This window comes from Pusillimonas sp. NJUB218, assembly GCF_003788685.1.
In the GTDB taxonomy this organism is placed as follows: domain Bacteria; phylum Pseudomonadota; class Gammaproteobacteria; order Burkholderiales; family Burkholderiaceae_B; genus Neopusillimonas.
In genome coordinates, this window is sequence record NZ_NQMK01000010.1 from 160,424 (window position 1) to 177,817 (window position 17,394).

The window sequence follows — 17,394 nt, forward strand, 5'->3', positions numbered from 1 at the left end:
GAGCGACATCTATAAAATCAAGTCACGTCGACAGCCCAATTTAATAGCAAAAATAAGATAAAATGTCGCCTTGGCATGTAACTTTATTACCTGCAGCGGAAGCCGAACTACTACGCATTCCCAACGACATGCAAGCACGGTTCGTTCATATCTGCGAGCTACTGGAATCATTTGGTCCACATAACGTCGGGTTACATCATATCCGCCACTTAAAGGACAAACTATGGGAAATACGCATTACCGGTCGAGATGGCATTGCGCGGGCAATATATGTGGCAAGCGGCGAAAAAACACTCACCATACTGCATGTGTTTATCAAGAAAACACAAAAGACACCACAAAAAAACATGGCCATCGCTCGGAAACGATTGCAGAGCCTTCATCATGGCTGACTTAAGCACATTAAAAAACCGGCTGCTCTCGAACCGACAAACAAGGGCAGAGTACGATGCCCAGGCCCCCGAGTTCGCGATTGCTCGCGAGCTCATCGCTGCGCGTGTCCGGGCCGGCCTGACGCAAACTGAGATCGCGCAGCGTATGAGCACAACCCAATCAACAATCGCCAGACTAGAAAGCGGCCGAAGCCTCCCCTCATTGCGCACGCTTGCACGCTACGCCGAGGCCACCGGGTCTCGCACGGTAATCAAACTTGTGGCGCCTTGAGGCGCAGCCCGCTCGGATCTTTGAGCTGAGCTAACTGCCCAAGCCGATGCGGGGTGTGGTACCGAGCGGGCTTTGAGCGTGCTGGCGGCCGGGCCTTGGACGTGGGTGCAAGGGCGCGGCTGTTCGAGCGAAGCGCTTTCGACCAGCTGGGGGCTGGTCGATCTCGCGAGTTCCGCGCCCGCCACGGCCAAGGTTCGGACGCCGGGCAGCCCCGCAGGGGCCGCGCGATGCCCGCCCGGTACCACACCCCGCATCGGCATGCGCTAACATCACCCCAGACCAATACAAATACCCCCCCCATGCAAGAATCCGATTACCGCAAGCTCATTGACGAACTGCAAACTGTCATCCGCAACACCCTAAAACTGCTCGACGCCTTCGAAGACTCCGGCATGAACGAGCACATGATCGACGACTACGAGCGGTTGCACAGCATATTGAACACCGCCATCGCCGACCAGCGCCGCTACCACGCCGAACTTCTCGACATGCTCAAGCAAAACAACCCAACCCCACCCAAGTAATATTGCGACTACCCCGCGACAGGCCTTAGCCCTAAAGTAAGACATCCGCGCAACAGCATCAGCTCACCCAAAAGCACAACACCGCGCGCCTTGCTGTTTGACACCCAAGGGGTTACACTTCGCATGATTAAAACTTTTGCGCACAAGGGCCTGGAAAAGTTTTACCAAACCCGACTATGAACACAATGCACAACCCACCCCACCCCGGTGAGCTGCTACACGATCTATGGCTTGAACCCATGGGGCTTTCGATCACTGCGGCAGCCAAACACCTACATGTGTCGCGCAAAACATTGTCCGAAATCGTCAACGGCAAAGCTGCAATTTCATCCGAAATGGCCGTGCGCCTTGAGTTGGCATTCGGCAAAAGCGCAGCCAGCTGGCTGGCCCATCAAGCCGAATACGACTTGTGGCAACTAAAATCGAAACGCCAAGACCTCGACATTACCCGGCTTGCACCGGTGGCAGCCTAAAGCACTACGCGCCACTGCGGCGCAGTTAAGCACAACCCACCCCCCGCCGGGTAAACTCCCCCCTTACCCGCAACACAACGCCACACACCCCAAAACTCAATGTCAGACATCCTGTTCCCATTTATCGGTGGCATCGGCCTGTTTCTTATCGGCATGATGCTGTTGTCCGAAGGCCTTGTCTCGTTTGCCGGCCCCGCACTGCGCAGCGCCCTCATTCGCTTTACCGGCACCCCCTTCAAAGCCTTCCTCTCGGGAACCCTCACCACCGCACTGGTTCAATCATCCAGCGCCACTACCGTCACCATTATCGGGTTTGTCAGTGCCGGGCTCATCACCTTTACCCAGGCCGTCGGCTTCGTCATCGGTACCAGCCTGGGCAACACCGCCACCGGCTGGATCGTCGCCGTCATTGGCCTGAAAATCAAATTTGGCTTTTACACCCTGCCCCTTATCGGCATCGGCGCGCTGCTTAAACTGCTGGGCCGCGGCCGTATACGCGACTTGGGCGTCGCCCTGGCGGGTTTCGGCATGCTTTTCCTGGGCCTTACCACCCTGCAAGACAGCATGAGCGAGCTTTCTTCATTGGTCGACTTCGCCTCGTTACCCGCCGGCGGTTTCTGGGCGCACGTCATCGTCATGCTGTTCGGCCTTATTCTTACCATCATCCTGCAGTCATCGTCAGCCGCCATCGCCACCACCCTTACCGCGCTGTACACCCAAACCATCAACTTCGAACAAGCCGGCGCGCTGGTCATCGGCGCGTCTATTGGCACCACGGTTACCGGCATCCTGGTTACCATTGGTGCCACTGTTGCCGCCAAACGCACCGCCGTCGCCAACATCCTCTTCAACCTAGTTGCCGGCATCATCGCCATCATCCTGTTCCCAGGCCTGCTTGCCGTCACCAAGTTTTTAAGCCAGAACGTCGAGATTGAACCCGGCACCATCGGCCTGGTCATGTTCCACACCCTGTTCATTAGCCTGGGCGTCGTTCTGTTCATGCCGTTTACCACGCGCTTCGCCAAGTTTGTAGAACGCCTGCTGCCCGAAAAAGAAGAAGAGATTGCCGGCAACCTCGACAACAGTACCCTGGGGGTTCCCGAAGTTGCATTAGAAGCGTCGCAGCGCGCGCTGGAAAAAATCGCAACCCTCCTGTTTTCATCGTACGAAGACGCCTGCAAACAGCCCGGTACAGCCATCGACGTCACACTGCTCGATCACACACGGGTTGCGCTTGACCGGGCTTACGACTTCATCAGCCGTGTGCCCCTTGAAAGCGACCAAGACAAACTGGCAGGGCAACGCATTGCGCAATTGCATGCGGCCGACCATCTCATCCGCTTTCGACAGCGCCTGTTCGAGCTGACCACGCAACCTATTGACTTTGCCGGCCCCGACTACCAGTGGGCGCTTAACCACAACCTGCGCATGCTGGAACTGGCCCTTGCCAGCACGCAGCGCGAAGCCACCCAAGACACCATCGAAGAAATCGGCCGTGAGGCGGGCACCCTGGAAGGCCTGTCGCGTCAGTTGCGGCACGACATCCTTCAAGGTAATGGGCGCAACCATACCGCTGCGGCCCAGTTGCTGCACACCACCGACGCCATCCGCTGGCTTGAGCGCAGCGGACACCATATATGGCGCGTGTGCCACTACCTGACCGAAAGCCGGGTCAACGGGCATCCGGTTGCCGAACCGGTTATTGAAGAGCGTCAAGCCGCCGAGATGCAAGACCATGCAAGCGCTGAACCCGCGGCAGACGAACAACAACCGGCGTCCGAGCCCACTGCAAACAACAACGACGCGCCGCCCCTTTCGCCCGAAAGCGGCGAGGCCCCACCCAAAACTGAAACACCGCAACGTTAAACTCTGCCGCGCAACCGTCGTTAACCCGGTAAGTACATTTATTTAAAAGCCGCGCATGAATCCGTCTACCCTTATCGGCATCGTCGCCAGCATTCTGTTGCTGGGGGTCGTGTTGTTCTTCTCGGCCGACGACCCGAGCCTGTTCATCGACCTGCCCGGCCTGGGCGTTGTGCTTATTGGTACGCTGGCCGCTACGTTCATCAGTTACCCGCTGCGCGAAGTCGTTCGCATCTTCGGTCTGATCGGCACCGTCATGCGCAACGAACGCCTATACACCCAAGACGACATCGAAGAACTGGTCGCTATCTCCAAACTATGGATGTCCGGCAATATCCGCCAAGTAGAACAGGCCCTGGAAAAAGTCCATAACCCGTTCCTGAAAACCGGCGTTCAACTTATTATTGACCATACGCCTGAAGAAGACATCATCAAGCTCATGCACTGGCGCATCTCGCGCCTGCGCGCAAAAGAACACGCCGAAGCGCAATTGTTTCGTACCATGGCGGCCTTTGCCCCGGCCTTCGGCATGATCGGCACGCTCATCGGCCTGGTCAACCTCATGTTCATGATTGGCGACGGCGACATGGCGTCTATCGGCCAGCAAATGTCGCTGGCGCTCATGACAACCTTCTATGGCATTTTGCTTGCCAACCTGATTTTCAAGCCCGTCGCCGTCAAGCTCGAGCGCCGCACCGAACAGCGCGTAGCGCTGATGAACATGGTCATGCAGGGCATATCCATGATGAGCCAGAAACGTCGACCTGCCTTCATGCGCGAAACGCTGAATACCTTCATGGCCGAGTACGACGACGAACTGAACGATGACGAAAGCCGTCGTCTGTTCGGCGAGCACAACAAAGCCGCCGACAAGGCTGAAGACAACCAGCCGGTAAGCCAGGCGGGGTCGTAATGCCGCCGCGCAGCACCAGCAACCTTACCCTGGAAGAAATCGCAAAACTGCGGCGACGCGAGTTTCAGCGCCAGCAGGCGGCAGGGTCTTACGGCGTAGCCAACGGTCCGCCCACCGCCGAGCCCGGCTCATACATGTCTACCGGTGCTTCGCCTTATGGCCCCAGGGCAGGCCTGTCGCCAAACTTACGCGCCCCGGCAACGGCCGGCGCCATGGCGGCCGCACAAGCAGCACAAACGGCACCTGCCGTCGCCAACCCCCAGCGCTTCGACAAATGGTACTTTGAACCACAGTCTGAAGAAGAAACAGACAGCTGGTTGATCACTTACCTGGACACCATCACCCTATTGCTGGTGTTCATGCTGGTCATGCTTATGCTGGCCGGCAAGGGTGAAGGCGTTAATGTCCGCGAAGGCATCATGCCGGGCAACTTGGGCATTTTTGCGCGTGAACGCAGCACGCCAGCGCCAGACATCGCGGCATCGACAGCGGGTAAAGCGCCCGTCACGCAAGCCGGCGGCTCAAGCCCCCTACCACTGCAACCCTCGGCCGACGACGGCACTCGCCCCGACCCACTTCAAGGCCTGAACCTGGGCAATTTGGGTAGCGACATTGATGTCGTCATCAACGAAAAATCCGTCAGCTTCCGTATCAATAGTGAAATTTTGTTCAGTTCCGGCCAAGCCGAGCTCAGCCGAGACGGCCTGGCCGTTTTGCAGCGCCTGATCAAAGTGCTTAAAGAGAGCCCTCACAAGGTCACCATCGAGGGCCACACCGACGCGATTCCGATACGCAGCGCCCGTTTTCCGTCAAACTGGGAGCTGTCCAGCGCCCGGGCCGGCAGCGTGGTGCGCTACTTCGAGGCCAACGGTATTGTCAGCACGCGGTTGCGCGCCATCGGCTATGCCGACACCAAGCCCCTGGCCACCAACGATACTCCCGAAAACCGGGCGCTTAACCGTCGCGTTGAGCTGCTGATGGAAACAGTCGAAGAATGAGGACTGGCTGCGCGGCCTGCACAAATTGGCCAGCAGGCCTGCGCAGCTAAGGGGTGTCTGGGGTTGCAGATTTTCCGTGCTGACCTTGCAAGCTCGGGCCGACCGAATACCAAACGCTCAACTCCGACCTGACAAATGCCGGAGGCGTTTGCGGCCCATGACCCACCAGGGTGTGCGTTAAGTAAAACGTCTGATTAGCCGGCAAGCCGTTAAAGGCCTGGGTTGAGGTATGGCTGCCAAACAGTACGACGCAACGGCCAGCGCCCGGCGCTGTACACAGCACACTGCCCAGTTGCCCTAACGTACGCGTTTGGCGCTGCACCCGAACCGACGTAATGACAGCCTGCGGGTGCACAGGCTGGGGCGCGGAAAAGGTTTGCGTTACCGACAACCCTTTTTGGTTAATGGCCGGGCTCACGGCTTCTTGCGACCAGACCTGATCACCCTGCGCAGTCACATTGCCTGCCGCCACGGCAAGCATAAACCCAGTCAGCCACGCGGCAAAAATACGCCGCGAGCCTACGTCATGACCATCAGGCATCGGTATACATCGGCTTATTGTCGGCCAGGCGCAACCAGCCCTTAACAATGCGGTAAATAAACCAGACAACCACGCCGGCCAACACCAAGTACCCGACAAGCACAAACGTGAGCAAAAAGCCCACGACACACCACAAAATGCCATACCAGAACGTACGAATTTGCCACCTGAAGTGCGACTCGAGCCAGGTGCCCTTGGTGTCGGACAGCTTGACGTAATTAATGATGATGGCTACCAGACTGGTAATGCCCACAAAAAAAGACAGTGCCTGCAACGCATAAATGACCGTGGTGATCGTTTTAAGTGACGCAACCTTTTCAGGGTTACTGCCGTTACCGGGCTGCAAAGTGTTGCCGGGGTTCGTGAAATCTACAGTCATTGAAGCTTCCTAAAGGTTTGCGTTTGCGACGGGTTTTGCGATTGTTACGGCTAACCTACCCGTTTGACCGTTGACGCCCGGGTACCGTAGGCCTATGCTGGCCGTCAGGGTGTAAATACCTGAGCCCTATTGTAAACAGCAATAGCGGTGGTTTTTCAGTGATCGCAACACCTTGCAATACCAGCAAACGGAGTGCACATATGAAAACAAGACCTTTACCCGAGCTTCCTGCGGGCACCACAGCCTTGCATCAGAAGCTACAAACTCAAGAAGCGCTCTTTCTTGAGAACGAAAGACGCAACCCCGAATCTCCCTATTACCATGGCGACGCCGACCCAGCCCGACAGCGACGGCGTTTTTTATTGGGCAGTGTTGCCGCGCTGGGCGCAGCCGCGCTGGCCAAAACAGGGGCAGCCCAGGCCAAGGCTCCCCCCGGCGCCATCGAACGCACCGTCTTTCCCGACCCGACCAAAGCGCAAGGCGTGGGCGTTGGCGTAGACGATGGCGGCTATGGCTTCCGGTCGCAGTTTGAAACCGAAGTGCGCTGGCGCTTCGGTACCAAAACTACCGAATCCTCCTGGAGCATGACGCCGCTTGAAAAGAGTCAGGGCATCATCACCCCCTCGGGCCTGCACTACGAAAGGCACCACGGCGGTATCGCCACCATCGACCCCACCAAACACATGCTGTATGTCCACGGCATGGTCGACGAGGCCAAGAAATTCAACATGCAAGACATCCGGCGCTTCCCGTTTATGTCGCGCATCTGCTTTCTTGAATGCTCCGGCAATGGCCTGACCGAGTGGATCAAGCCCACACTCAAAACGGTTCAGGGCACTCACGGGCTGACGTCCACGTCCGAATGGACCGGAGTTCCGCTGTCGACCTTGCTTAACGAAGTCGGCGTCAAGTCTGGTGCCAAGTGGCTGCTGGCCGAAGGCGGCGATGCCGCCGTCATGACACGCAGTATCCCGCTTGAAAAGGCCATGGCCGACTGCTTCCTGGCCTACGGCCAGAATGGCGAAGCCATACGCCCGGAGCAAGGCTACCCGTTGCGGCTGGTTGTTCCTGGCTACGAGGGCAATATGTGCATCAAATGGCTACGGCGTATCGAAATATCCGACACCCCGTTCATGACGCGTGAAGAGACCTCAAAATACACCGACCTGATGCCCGATGGCAGTGCGCTGCAATTCTCGTTTGTCATGGAGGCCAAATCGGTCATCACCTACCCTTCCGGCGAAATGCTGCTTCAACGCCCGGGGTTCTACGAAATCACAGGCCTGGCGTGGTCGGGCAAAGGCCTGGTCAAAAAAGTCGAGGTCTCGGTTGATGGCGGCAAGACCTGGCGCGAGGCCAAACTGCACGGGCCTATTTTGCCCATGTGTCACACGCGCTTTTCCATCCCCTGGGAATGGGACGGTAAAGAAGCCATTTTGCAAAGCCGCTGCACCGACGAAACCGGCTACGTACAACCCACCATCAAAGACCTGGTTGCCCAGCGCGGCACCAACGGGCCGCTGGCGTCCATTTACCATCTGAACGGCATCCAGAGCTGGAAAGTCGCCGCTACGGGGGAGGTGTCAAATGTCCATCACTACTAAATATGTACTGGGTGGGGTCGGCGGCATCGCGCTGGCACTTGGCCTTGCCGGTGGCGCCATGGCCGACAATCACGGCAAGAAGTTTGGCTTTGGCCACACGGCTACCCCCGAAGAGCTCTCGCAGTTTGTCTCGCCGCTGCACGACGGGCGTGGCTTGCCCAAAGGGTCGGGTACCGTCATGCAAGGCGAAAAGGTGTACACCCAGCACTGCCTGGCCTGTCACGGCGCGAACCTTGAGGGCGGGATTGGCGACCGTCTGACCGGGGGGCGCGGCACCCTGGTCAATAACGACCCCACCAAAGCGCCCGTTAAAACCGTCGAAAGCTACTGGCCCTACGCCACTACCCTGTTCGACTATATCAAACGGTCAATGCCCTTTACCCAACCGGGCAGTTTAAGCAACGACGACGTCTACGCGGTATCGGCCTACATTTTGCACAAGGCCAATATTGTCGATGCCAACGCCGAACTGAACCAAAACAACTTGGCCAAGGTCGACATGCCCAACAAAAACGGCTTCAAACCTGCGGGGCGTTAACAACACCCTTGCAAATGGGCGGCGAACGGGCTTGTGATGGGCCGATGAACCATGGCACTATGGTCATCATCTTGTTACAAGCCCAAAGTCGTTATGGCCAAACTCAATACATCAGCCTCACCCTCGGCCAAACACGCCGACACACAACAACCCTCGTTTTTTAGTGCCAGCCACAACTGGCTTCGTGCCGGTCTGTGCAGAAGCCAGCTTGCCGCCTGTTGTATTGCACTGCTGGTAGCTGCAGCCCTACCGGGCCAGACAAGCGCCCAGGCCACTGCGCCAAACGTAGCCCGCGCGCAAGTCGACCTAACGACGACACCGGTGTCAAACACCCAAAGCGCCGTACCGGCCCCCAGTGCATCGTTAACCATCAGCGCCGACCCCGTCTGGTTTACCGCCGACGGCCGGCCGCACCCACAAGTGGCCGAGGCGCTGCAGGTATTGGCTGCAGCCGATACCCAAGGGCTTAACCCTCAAGCCTACGAAGCAACCACGCTTATCGAGCAATTTGCGCGCCTGGCCCAGCCCGATGCACCGCTGGCCACGCCGCAGCAACGCACCGACCTGAATGCCCGGCTAAACCAGAACCTGGTGCAATATTTAAGCGACCTGCGCGACGGCCGGGTCGACCCGCACCAGGTACACCAAAAATTCGACATCCCCCCAAAACCCGCTTTTGATGCCAGGCAGTACTTGTTTAGTGCCTTGCAAAACAACGCGGTGGCCAAAGCGTTGCACGACGCGCGCCCGCGCGTACCCATGTACGATGCCGTCGTCAAGGCCATGGCCCAGTATCGCCAGTTGGAAAGTAACCCGGCCTGGGCCAGCCCACTGCCGGCGCTGCCAGCGCGCAAACTCGAAGTCGGCCAGCCTTGGGCCGGCGCCCCGCTATTGGCCCAACGTTTAACGTTACTGGGCGACATGCCTGCGAGCAATACCGCCGCGGCGCAAGCGCCTCAAGCCATAAGTAACGCGTCGGCCTCCAACGCGTTGCCGGGCTCGGGCCCGGCAACCACCGGCCCAAATACACCCGCTTTATACGACACGGCGCTTGAAGCCGCGGTCAAGGCCTTTCAGAAGCGTCATGGCCTAACTGACGACGGCATCATCGGGCCGGCAACATTGGCCCAGCTTAACGTCACACCCGCCCAACGCGTCAAACAAATGGCGCTGACGCTAGAACGACTGCGCTGGACACCGCTGGTCAGCGCACCACGCATGATCGTGGTCAACATCCCCGAATTCATGCTGCGCGCGTACGACGTCATGCCGGACGGCAATATCGATATCAGTTTGCAAATGCGCGTCATCGTGGGTCGCGCCCTTGACACCAGCACCCCGCTGTTCGACGAGAACATGCGGTTTATTGAATTCAGCCCCTACTGGAACATACCGCCGTCGATTGCGCGTGGCGAAACACTGCCGCGCCTGCGCCGCGACCCAGCCTATTTCGACCGCCAGGGTTTCGAGTTTGTCTTGAAAGACGGTTCTGTATCTACCCAGCTTACGCCGGCCAACCTCGAGGCCGTGCAAAAAGGCGCTGCGCGCATTCGACAACGCCCTGGCCCGCAAAATGCACTGGGCGACATCAAGTTCATCTTCCCCAATAACACCAACATCTATCTGCATCACACGCCATCGCCGCAATTATTTGAACGTAGCCGACGCGATTTCAGTCACGGCTGCATCCGTGTCGAAGCCCCAGTGGCGCTGGCGCAGTTTGTGCTTAAAAATGAGCCCCAATGGACGCAATCGCGCATAGAAGCCGCCATGACCGCCGGAAAATCGCAAACCATCCGGCTGGCTGCTCCCATTCCTGTGGTGCTGGCCTACAGTACTGTCGTCGTGCTTGACGGCACGGTCTATTTTTATGACGATCTTTACGGACACGACAAGACGCTGGCAAAAGCACTGAAAATGGGGTAAAAATACCGCCACGTTTAACGCTTTTAAACGAAATTTTCTTATAGGCCGTATTCCTACGGCCCAGTTTCAGGTTTTTGCCTATGACCGCACCACCACAGCCCGCGCGCCGCAGTTTTTTGCGTCGTGCGGCATCAATCGCCTTGGCCACCGGCCTGCCCGCTTTATCTGCACCCGCACTGGCCGGCATCCGTATCTACCCCCGCCACGTCGCTTTTAACCATACCCACCGCGACGACCGTCTGTCGCTGGTATATGCCAACGGCGACCGCTACCTGCCCCCCGCCCTTGAGCGCCTGAACGTATTTTTGCGCGACCACTATACGCAGGCGGTTGGCACGATGGACCCGCTGCTGTACGACCAGCTTGACCGCATCCGTAAGCTGCTGAACACCGACATCCCTTACGATGTGATTTCCGCCTACCGCGACCCGCAAACCAACGAGCGCTTGCGCACGACGCGGGGCGGCGGCGTGGCCAAGCGCAGTCTGCACATGGACGGCAAGGCTATCGACATCCGTCTACCCGGCATTCCACTGGCCGAAGTGCGCGACGCCGCGCTGTCGCTCAACGCAGGCGGTGTAGGCTTCTATCCGCGCGACCAATTCGTCCATATCGACACGGGCCGGGTTCGAAGCTGGTAATAAGTCGTCGACACCAAGCCGCAGCACAACACACAAGTCTCATCAAATACAGATCTAGCCGCCTGATTTATTTAAGGTTTTTGTCAGGTTAGGCCTGTGCAAGCTCCCCAGATCCGGTTCGCTAGTCGCGAACCGGCGTACAAAATCATCGCCTGCGGTCAGCTGCCATGATTTAAAAATCTGGCCCACCCTGTTCATTTTTTTACACAAAAAAGCGGCTAAGTTCGGCCTTTTTTGCGTTTCTGTCCCAAAAAGCGACACAAAGTATCGTATTATTTAATGCAATAAAACAACACTTTGGCCAGACTTGATGTCGCTTCTCCTGATCCTAGCCCTGCCGTTTCTTGGAAGCATTGTTGCAGCACTGCTGCCTAGTAACGCGCGTAACCTTGAAGCCTGGCTGGCCGGGCTGGTTGCGCTTGGCTGTGCCGTCATGCTGGCGTCGTACTACCCCGCCATCAGTTCGGGGCTGGTCATCAAAGAAGTCATGCCCTGGATCCCAGCGGCCATGGAAATCGACTTCACCTTGCGTATCGACGGCTATGCCTGGCTGTTTGCCATGCTGGTGTCCGTCATGGGCGCTCTGGTCGTGCTGTACGCCCGGTACTACATGTCACCCGAAGACCCGGTACCGCGCTTTTTCTCGTTCTTCCAACTCTTCATGGGCTCGATGCTCGGCGTCGTCATGTCGGGCAACCTGGTGCAACTGGTCGTTTTCTGGGAACTGACCAGCTTGTCCTCGTTCATGCTCATTGCATACTGGAACCACCGGCTCGACGCACGGCGAGGCGCGCGCATGGCCTTTACCATTACGGGGGCGGGTGGCCTGTGCTTGCTGGCGGGCATGCTCATGATGGGCCACATTGCCGGCAGCTACGATATCGACGATGTTTTGCACTCGGGTGAAATCATTCGCAATCACCCGTGGTACACCGCAACGCTGGTGCTTATCGCCTTGGGGGCGCTGACCAAAAGCGCGCAGTTCCCCTTCCATATCTGGCTCCCCAACGCCATGGCGGCGCCAACGCCCGTATCGGCTTACCTGCATTCGGCCACGATGGTCAAGGCCGGCGTGTTCTTACTGGCACGCTTCTGGCCCGTGCTGGCCGGCACCGAAGAATGGTTCTGGATCATCAGCTCGGCCGGCCTTATCACCCTGCTACTTGGCTCATACGCAGCCATTTTTCAGCAAGATCTCAAAGGTGTCTTGGCCTACTCCACCATCGGTCACCTCGGCCTGATCACGCTGCTGCTGGGCATGAACAGCGCGCTGGCGCTCGTGGCTGCCGTGTTTCACATGATGAACCACGCCACGTTCAAGGCTTCGCTGTTCATGGCGGCGGGTATTGTCGACCACGAAACCGGCACACGCGACATGAGCCGGCTGTCGGGGTTGCGGCACGCCATGCCCATCACCACCACGCTGGCTATAGTCGCAGCGGCCTCGATGGCCGGCGTACCGCTGCTTAACGGCTTTTTGTCCAAAGAAATGTTCTTTGCCGAGGCCGTTGTGGCCGACCAGGATCGCTTTGTCGAAATTGTATTGCCATTGGCCGCCGTCATGGCCGGCGCATTGGCGGTCGCTTATTCGCTACGGCTGGTCATGACCGTATTTTTCGGGCCGCCAGCTACCGACTTGCCTCAAAAGCCCCACGAGCCACCGTTTTGGATGCTGGTGCCCAGCGGCTTGCTGGTACTCACGTGCTTGGTCGTCGGCATTTTCCCGCGCTACACCCTGGGCCCGCTGCTGCACTCGGCCAGCTTGTCTTTACTGGGGCCCAACAACCCCGAATACAGCCTGAAGATCTGGCACGGGTTCAACATGCCCCTGGTCATGAGCCTGGTGGCGCTGGCTGGCGGCGTCTTGCTATGGCATTTGCTCGGCCCCAACCACAACAAGCCGGTCGACCCCGACACCATAGAAGAAAAACCGCTGATTTTCCGGCTTAATGGTCGTCACACCTTCGAGACCTTGCTCGAAAAACTGGATGCCGGCGCGTCGTACGCCATGGAATGGATCGCGACGACCCGATTACAACTTCAGATGCTGCTGATAGTAGCTGTATCGATTGCGGTTGCCGCCCTGCCCTTAATGGCGCCGGGCTGGTTCGACCCGCAGTTGTCGACCCCGCTCAACCTGTTCTTCCTGATGCTTTGGGTAGCCGGCGGGGCCTGTGCCATTGGCACGGCCATTCAGGCAAAATATCACCGGCCAGCCGCGCTGGCCATGTCGGGCGGCGCCGGGCTGACAACCGCCATGACCTTTGCTTGGTTCTCTGCACCCGATCTGGCCTTAACCCAACTGGCTGTCGAAGTCGTCACTGTCGTGCTTATTCTGCTGGGCCTGCGCTGGCTGCCACCACGCATCCGGGCCGAAGAAAACTACGTCATCGACAAGTTCAAAGCCACGACACGACGCGCACGAGACTTGATCGTTGCCGTGTTGGGCGGATTGGGCATGACGGCGCTGTCATACGCCGTCATGACGCGCGGTTTCGACAACGAAATTGCGCGCTTCTTCGTTGAGAACGCCCTGCCGGAAGGCGACGGCAGCAACGTGGTAAACGTCATTCTGGTCGACTTCCGGGCCTTCGACACGATGGGCGAAGTCGTGGTGCTGGGCATCGTGGCGCTGACTGTATTTGCCTTGCTCCGGCGCTTCCGTCCGCCACCAGAAACCATCAAAGACGGCCCGCTGCGTCGACAAAAAGGGGCCGGCCCGAACATCCCTGCCGACGTCGAACAGCCCGACCCCAAGACAGCGCTGGTGCCCACCGGGGCCTTAAAAGTACCCGCCGTACTGGCACGCCTGCTGCTTCCCATGGCCGCGCTGGTATCCGTCTTCTTCTTGCTGCGCGGCCACAACCTGCCGGGCGGGGGCTTTATCGCAGGGCTTATTTTTGCCACGGCCATTATTTTGCAATACGTCGTCGGCGGCGTCTTGTGGGTCGAAGCGCGCCAAAATATCAAGCCCCAGTACTGGTTGGCCTTGGGCATGCTTATCGCCGGCGGCGCAGCACTGTCCGCCTGGTGGATGTCGCGCCCCTTCTTGGCCGCCTTCAAGTTTGAAGTCGCCCTGCCTTTATTGGGCACGATCAAACTGTCTACCGTCCTGATTTTCGATATTGGCGTTTACATGCTGGTTATTGGCTCAACCGTTCTGATTCTGGTCGCGCTGGCTCACCAATCGCTGCGCTTCCGTCGCAAACCGGCAGCGCAACGCACTGAACCCGCCACCGAGGGAGCTCTCTGATGGAAATCGTGTTGTCTCTGGCCATCGGCGTACTGGCAGGCTCCGGCATCTGGCTGCTGCTGCGTCCACGCACCTTCCAGGTCATCATGGGCTTGTCGTTACTGGCATATGCCGTCAATTTGTTTATTTTCTCCATGGGACGTCTGACCATCGGTGCTCCACCGGTCATCGACGCGGCCAAAGGCTCCGACCCATCGCTTTACGCCGATCCAGTCCCGCAAGCATTGGTGCTTACCGCTATTGTCATCAGTTTTGCCACTACAGCGCTCTTTCTGGTCGTTTTATTGGCGTCACGCGGCCTGGCCGGCAATGACCACGTCGATGGGCGGGAGGCCGACCTGTGATTGACTGGATGGTCCACCTCCCTATTTTGCCGGTCGTCATTCCGCTGTTCGCGGGCGGCCTGCTCATTCTCATCAAAGAATCGCATCGCCGCCTCAGGCTGACCATCGCGTTCGCCTCTGTCTTGTTGCAACTGTTCGTCGCCATCAAATTGTTGTCGGTAACGGCCGGCGCCGAACCCGATCTCTGGCCCAACCAGATTGCCGTTTACCTGCTGGGCGACTGGCCAGCGCCCTTTGGCATCGTCGCGGTAGCCGATCGACTGTCGGCCATCATGCTCACGCTCAGTGCGTTCCTGGGCCTGACAACCCTCATGTATTCGACGGCGCGCTGGGAGCGTGCAGGCGTCTACTTTTTGCCCTTGTTCCAGTTCTTGCTTATGGGGCTGAACGGCGCCTTCCTTACCGGCGATCTGTTCAACCTCTTCGTGTTCTTCGAAGTCTTGCTGGCCGCATCCTACGGGCTCATGCTGCATGGCTCGGGCGAAAACCGTGTGACCTCCGGCATGCACTACATCGCCGTCAATTTGGTGGCGTCACTGCTGTTGCTCATTGCCATTGCACTTATTTATGGCGTTACCGGCACGCTTAATATGGCCGACCTGGCCGCACGGGCGGGCCATCTGGGCGGCGGTGATCGTCGCCTATTTGAGGCGGCGGCAGCTATTCTGGGCGTCGCCTTCCTTATCAAAGCCGCCGCGTGGCCGCTCAACTTCTGGCTGGCGCCTGCGTACGCCAACGCTTGCCCCCCAGTTGCTGCCGTATTTGCCATCATGACCAAGGTCGGCATCTATGCCCTGGTGCGGCTGGGTTCGCTGCTATTGCCCACAGGCGCCCCGGCTGCCTTCGGCGGCGACTGGATGTTTCCGGTCGGGCTGGCCACCTTGCTGTTCGGCACCATCGCCCTGGTGGCCGCCTACCAAACCGAGCGCATTGTTGCCTATTGCGTCATTATTTCGTCCGGCACACTGCTATCGGCACTAGGCATGCCAGGCGTTACCATGACCGGCCCGGCACTGTTTTACCTGGTCAACTCGGTACTGGCCACAGGCGCCTTCTTTTTATTGATTGAAATGGTTGAGCGCACCCGCAGCTTTGGGGCCGACGTACTCGCCGTCAGTATGGACTTGTTCGACCTGGACGACCCCGAAGAGTCATTTACCGAAACACAAACGCCTGTCGGGGTGGCTATCCCAGCGGCCATGGCCTTTTTGGGCATGAGCTTTATCGCCTGTGCCTTGCTGATCACCGGGTTGCCACCGCTGTCGGGTTTCGTCGCCAAGTTCTCATTGCTGTCGGCCGCACTGCAAACTTCTGAAACCACCCCTGATATCGAAGCCTGGCTGTTGATGTCAGTCGTGTTGTTATCTAGCCTGGCCGGTATTATTGCGCTGGGCCGCACCGGCATCAGGTTGTTTTGGGCCAACGAAACCCAAACACCACGGCTGCGCATCAGCGAGGCCACACCGGTTGCCGCGCTTATTCTCGCCTGCGTCGGGCTTGCGATATGGGCCGGCCCAGTGCTTAATTTCATGAACGACACGGCTGTGTCGCTCAGCGTGCCCGAAAGCTATATCAATGCCGTACTTAACCACGACACGGTGCGTACGCTAGGCAACGGAGGCAAACCATGAAGCGCATCAAACGCGTCGTCAACTGGTTGATGCTGCCGACCTTGCTGCTGGTGCTGTGGCTGCTGCTCAACCAAACCCTTGCATCGTCGCAAATTGTATTGGGTGCGGTGGTATCGCTTTTACTGGCCTGGGCCGCCATGCGCTTGCGCCCGTTGCGCTCGACCCCGAAAAAGCCGTTAACCATTATCCGGCTCTTCTTCAGCGTGGTCGCCGACATCACCCTGTCCAATATCGAAGTCTTCAAAATCATCTGGTTCAAGCCACAAAGCCACACGCCGGGGTTTATCCGCATCCCCCTCGACATGAAAGACCCGCATGGCCTGGCTGCATTGGCGTGTATCCTGACCTACACCCCAGGCACAGTGTGGTCCGGGTACTCCGACGAAAGCGGCGTACTGACCCTTCACGTACTTGACCTTGAAGACGCGCAACACTGGATCGACCTGGTTAAAAACCGCTACGAACGCCCTCTCATGGAGATTTTCGAATGATGGACACCGTACTGATTTGGGCCGGCACTTTTGCCCTGTTCTGTTTTGCGCTGGCATTTGCCGCCGCCACGCTACGCCTGATGCTGGGGCCGACACCGCAAGACCGCGTTCTGGCCGTCGACACCATGTTCATTAACGGCATTTCAATTGTCTTGGTGCTGGGGGTCCATTTTGCGACCAGCGTGTATTTCGATATCGCCCTGCTGATGGCGCTGTTCGGTTTCATCAGCTCAACGGTCATGGCTAAATTCCTGTTTAAAGGCGAGGTCATCCAACCATGAATTCTTTACCTTTATGGGCCTCTATCCCGGCCACCTTGTTATTGATTGTCAGCGGTGTGCTTACCCTGTCCGGGTCGTTGGGTCTGCTTCGCTTCAAGCGGTTTTATTCACGCATGCATGCGCCCACGCTTGGCAATACGCTTGGCATTACGTTTGTGTTGTGCGCCTCGGCACTTGTGTCCAGTGCGTTACAACAGCGTCCGGTTATTCACGAATTGTTAATCACCTTCTTCCTTATCGTGACTTCGCCCATTACCGCTATCGTGCTTATGCAAGCCGGTGTGCGGCGCGATCCACGTCAACCGGTATCTGAAGAATAGGTTTCAGGCTG

The 17,394-nt window shown here is 58.1% G+C and carries 19 protein-coding genes; 17 read left to right on the forward strand and 2 right to left on the reverse strand.

Annotated features, from left to right (window positions below):
• Positions 1-62: 62 nt before the first annotated feature.
• The 7 genes from CHR62_RS13365 to CHR62_RS13395 all read left to right on the forward strand — a co-directional run bounded on the left by CHR62_RS13365 (position 63) and on the right by CHR62_RS13395 (position 5,434).
• Positions 63-392, forward strand: a complete 330-nt coding sequence (locus CHR62_RS13365) for a type II toxin-antitoxin system RelE/ParE family toxin (protein ID WP_123661258.1) — start codon at positions 63-65, stop codon at positions 390-392.
• Positions 385-663: a helix-turn-helix transcriptional regulator gene (locus CHR62_RS13370; RefSeq protein ID WP_123661259.1), complete on the forward strand. Its 279-nt coding sequence runs from the start codon at positions 385-387 to the stop codon at positions 661-663. The genes CHR62_RS13365 and CHR62_RS13370 overlap by 8 nt, the downstream gene beginning before the upstream one ends.
• Positions 664-962: 299 nt before the next feature.
• On the forward strand, positions 963-1,187 hold the full coding sequence (locus tag CHR62_RS13375; protein ID WP_093970317.1) for a hypothetical protein: 225 nt from the start codon (positions 963-965) through the stop codon (positions 1,185-1,187).
• Between the two features lie 176 nt (positions 1,188-1,363).
• Positions 1,364-1,660: a HigA family addiction module antitoxin gene (locus tag CHR62_RS13380; RefSeq protein WP_173862517.1), complete on the forward strand. Its 297-nt coding sequence runs from the start codon at positions 1,364-1,366 to the stop codon at positions 1,658-1,660.
• Positions 1,661-1,759: 99 nt separating this feature from the next.
• Positions 1,760-3,526 carry a Na/Pi cotransporter family protein gene (locus tag CHR62_RS13385; RefSeq protein WP_123661260.1) on the forward strand — a complete coding sequence of 589 codons (1,767 nt, stop codon included), beginning with the start codon at positions 1,760-1,762 and terminating at the stop codon, positions 3,524-3,526.
• A gap of 55 nt (positions 3,527-3,581) precedes the next feature.
• On the forward strand, positions 3,582-4,436 hold the full coding sequence (locus CHR62_RS13390) for a motility protein A (protein ID WP_093970319.1): 855 nt from the start codon (positions 3,582-3,584) through the stop codon (positions 4,434-4,436).
• The gene (locus CHR62_RS13395; RefSeq protein ID WP_199722951.1) at positions 4,436-5,434 is read left to right on the forward strand and encodes an OmpA family protein; all 999 of its coding nucleotides are present in this window, start codon (positions 4,436-4,438) and stop codon (positions 5,432-5,434) included. Before CHR62_RS13390 ends, CHR62_RS13395 begins: the two co-directional genes overlap by 1 nt.
• Before the next feature lie 46 nt (positions 5,435-5,480).
• Here the strand turns inward: CHR62_RS13395 and CHR62_RS13400 are convergent, their stop codons facing one another.
• Together CHR62_RS13400 and CHR62_RS13405 are read right to left on the reverse strand one after the other, a co-directional pair.
• Positions 5,481-5,975, reverse strand: coding sequence for a flagellar protein FlhE (locus tag CHR62_RS13400; RefSeq protein ID WP_123661261.1), 495 nt, complete (start codon positions 5,973-5,975; stop codon positions 5,481-5,483).
• The gene (locus tag CHR62_RS13405) at positions 5,968-6,354 is read right to left on the reverse strand and encodes a hypothetical protein (RefSeq protein WP_093970321.1); all 387 of its coding nucleotides are present in this window, start codon (positions 6,352-6,354) and stop codon (positions 5,968-5,970) included. The genes CHR62_RS13400 and CHR62_RS13405 overlap by 8 nt, the downstream gene beginning before the upstream one ends.
• Positions 6,355-6,554: 200 nt before the next feature.
• Between CHR62_RS13405 and soxC the strand changes: the two genes are divergently transcribed.
• From soxC to mnhG, 10 genes are all read left to right on the forward strand, one after another.
• The gene (gene soxC / locus CHR62_RS13410; protein ID WP_123661262.1) at positions 6,555-7,958 is read left to right on the forward strand and encodes a sulfite dehydrogenase; all 1,404 of its coding nucleotides are present in this window, start codon (positions 6,555-6,557) and stop codon (positions 7,956-7,958) included.
• The gene (locus tag CHR62_RS13415; RefSeq protein WP_123661263.1) at positions 7,942-8,496 is read left to right on the forward strand and encodes a c-type cytochrome; all 555 of its coding nucleotides are present in this window, start codon (positions 7,942-7,944) and stop codon (positions 8,494-8,496) included. Before soxC ends, CHR62_RS13415 begins: the two co-directional genes overlap by 17 nt.
• Positions 8,497-8,589: 93 nt before the next feature.
• Complete coding sequence (locus CHR62_RS13420) at positions 8,590-10,422, forward strand: murein L,D-transpeptidase (protein WP_123661264.1); 1,833 nt, start codon at positions 8,590-8,592, stop codon at positions 10,420-10,422.
• 80 nt (positions 10,423-10,502) lie between these two features.
• The gene (locus CHR62_RS13425; protein WP_093970325.1) at positions 10,503-11,063 is read left to right on the forward strand and encodes a DUF882 domain-containing protein; all 561 of its coding nucleotides are present in this window, start codon (positions 10,503-10,505) and stop codon (positions 11,061-11,063) included.
• A 310-nt stretch (positions 11,064-11,373) separates the two neighbouring features.
• The gene (locus CHR62_RS13430) at positions 11,374-14,316 is read left to right on the forward strand and encodes a monovalent cation/H+ antiporter subunit A (RefSeq protein WP_123661265.1); all 2,943 of its coding nucleotides are present in this window, start codon (positions 11,374-11,376) and stop codon (positions 14,314-14,316) included.
• Complete coding sequence (locus CHR62_RS13435; protein WP_093970327.1) at positions 14,316-14,660, forward strand: Na+/H+ antiporter subunit C; 345 nt, start codon at positions 14,316-14,318, stop codon at positions 14,658-14,660. Before CHR62_RS13430 ends, CHR62_RS13435 begins: the two co-directional genes overlap by 1 nt.
• The gene (locus CHR62_RS13440; protein ID WP_123661266.1) at positions 14,657-16,291 is read left to right on the forward strand and encodes a monovalent cation/H+ antiporter subunit D; all 1,635 of its coding nucleotides are present in this window, start codon (positions 14,657-14,659) and stop codon (positions 16,289-16,291) included. Before CHR62_RS13435 ends, CHR62_RS13440 begins: the two co-directional genes overlap by 4 nt.
• On the forward strand, positions 16,288-16,782 hold the full coding sequence (locus CHR62_RS13445) for a Na+/H+ antiporter subunit E (RefSeq protein WP_093970329.1): 495 nt from the start codon (positions 16,288-16,290) through the stop codon (positions 16,780-16,782). The genes CHR62_RS13440 and CHR62_RS13445 overlap by 4 nt, the downstream gene beginning before the upstream one ends.
• Positions 16,779-17,063, forward strand: coding sequence for a K+/H+ antiporter subunit F (locus CHR62_RS13450; protein WP_173862518.1), 285 nt, complete (start codon positions 16,779-16,781; stop codon positions 17,061-17,063). Before CHR62_RS13445 ends, CHR62_RS13450 begins: the two co-directional genes overlap by 4 nt.
• Positions 17,060-17,383, forward strand: coding sequence for a monovalent cation/H(+) antiporter subunit G (mnhG, locus tag CHR62_RS13455; protein WP_093970330.1), 324 nt, complete (start codon positions 17,060-17,062; stop codon positions 17,381-17,383). Before CHR62_RS13450 ends, mnhG begins: the two co-directional genes overlap by 4 nt.
• Positions 17,384-17,394 lie beyond the last annotated feature (11 nt).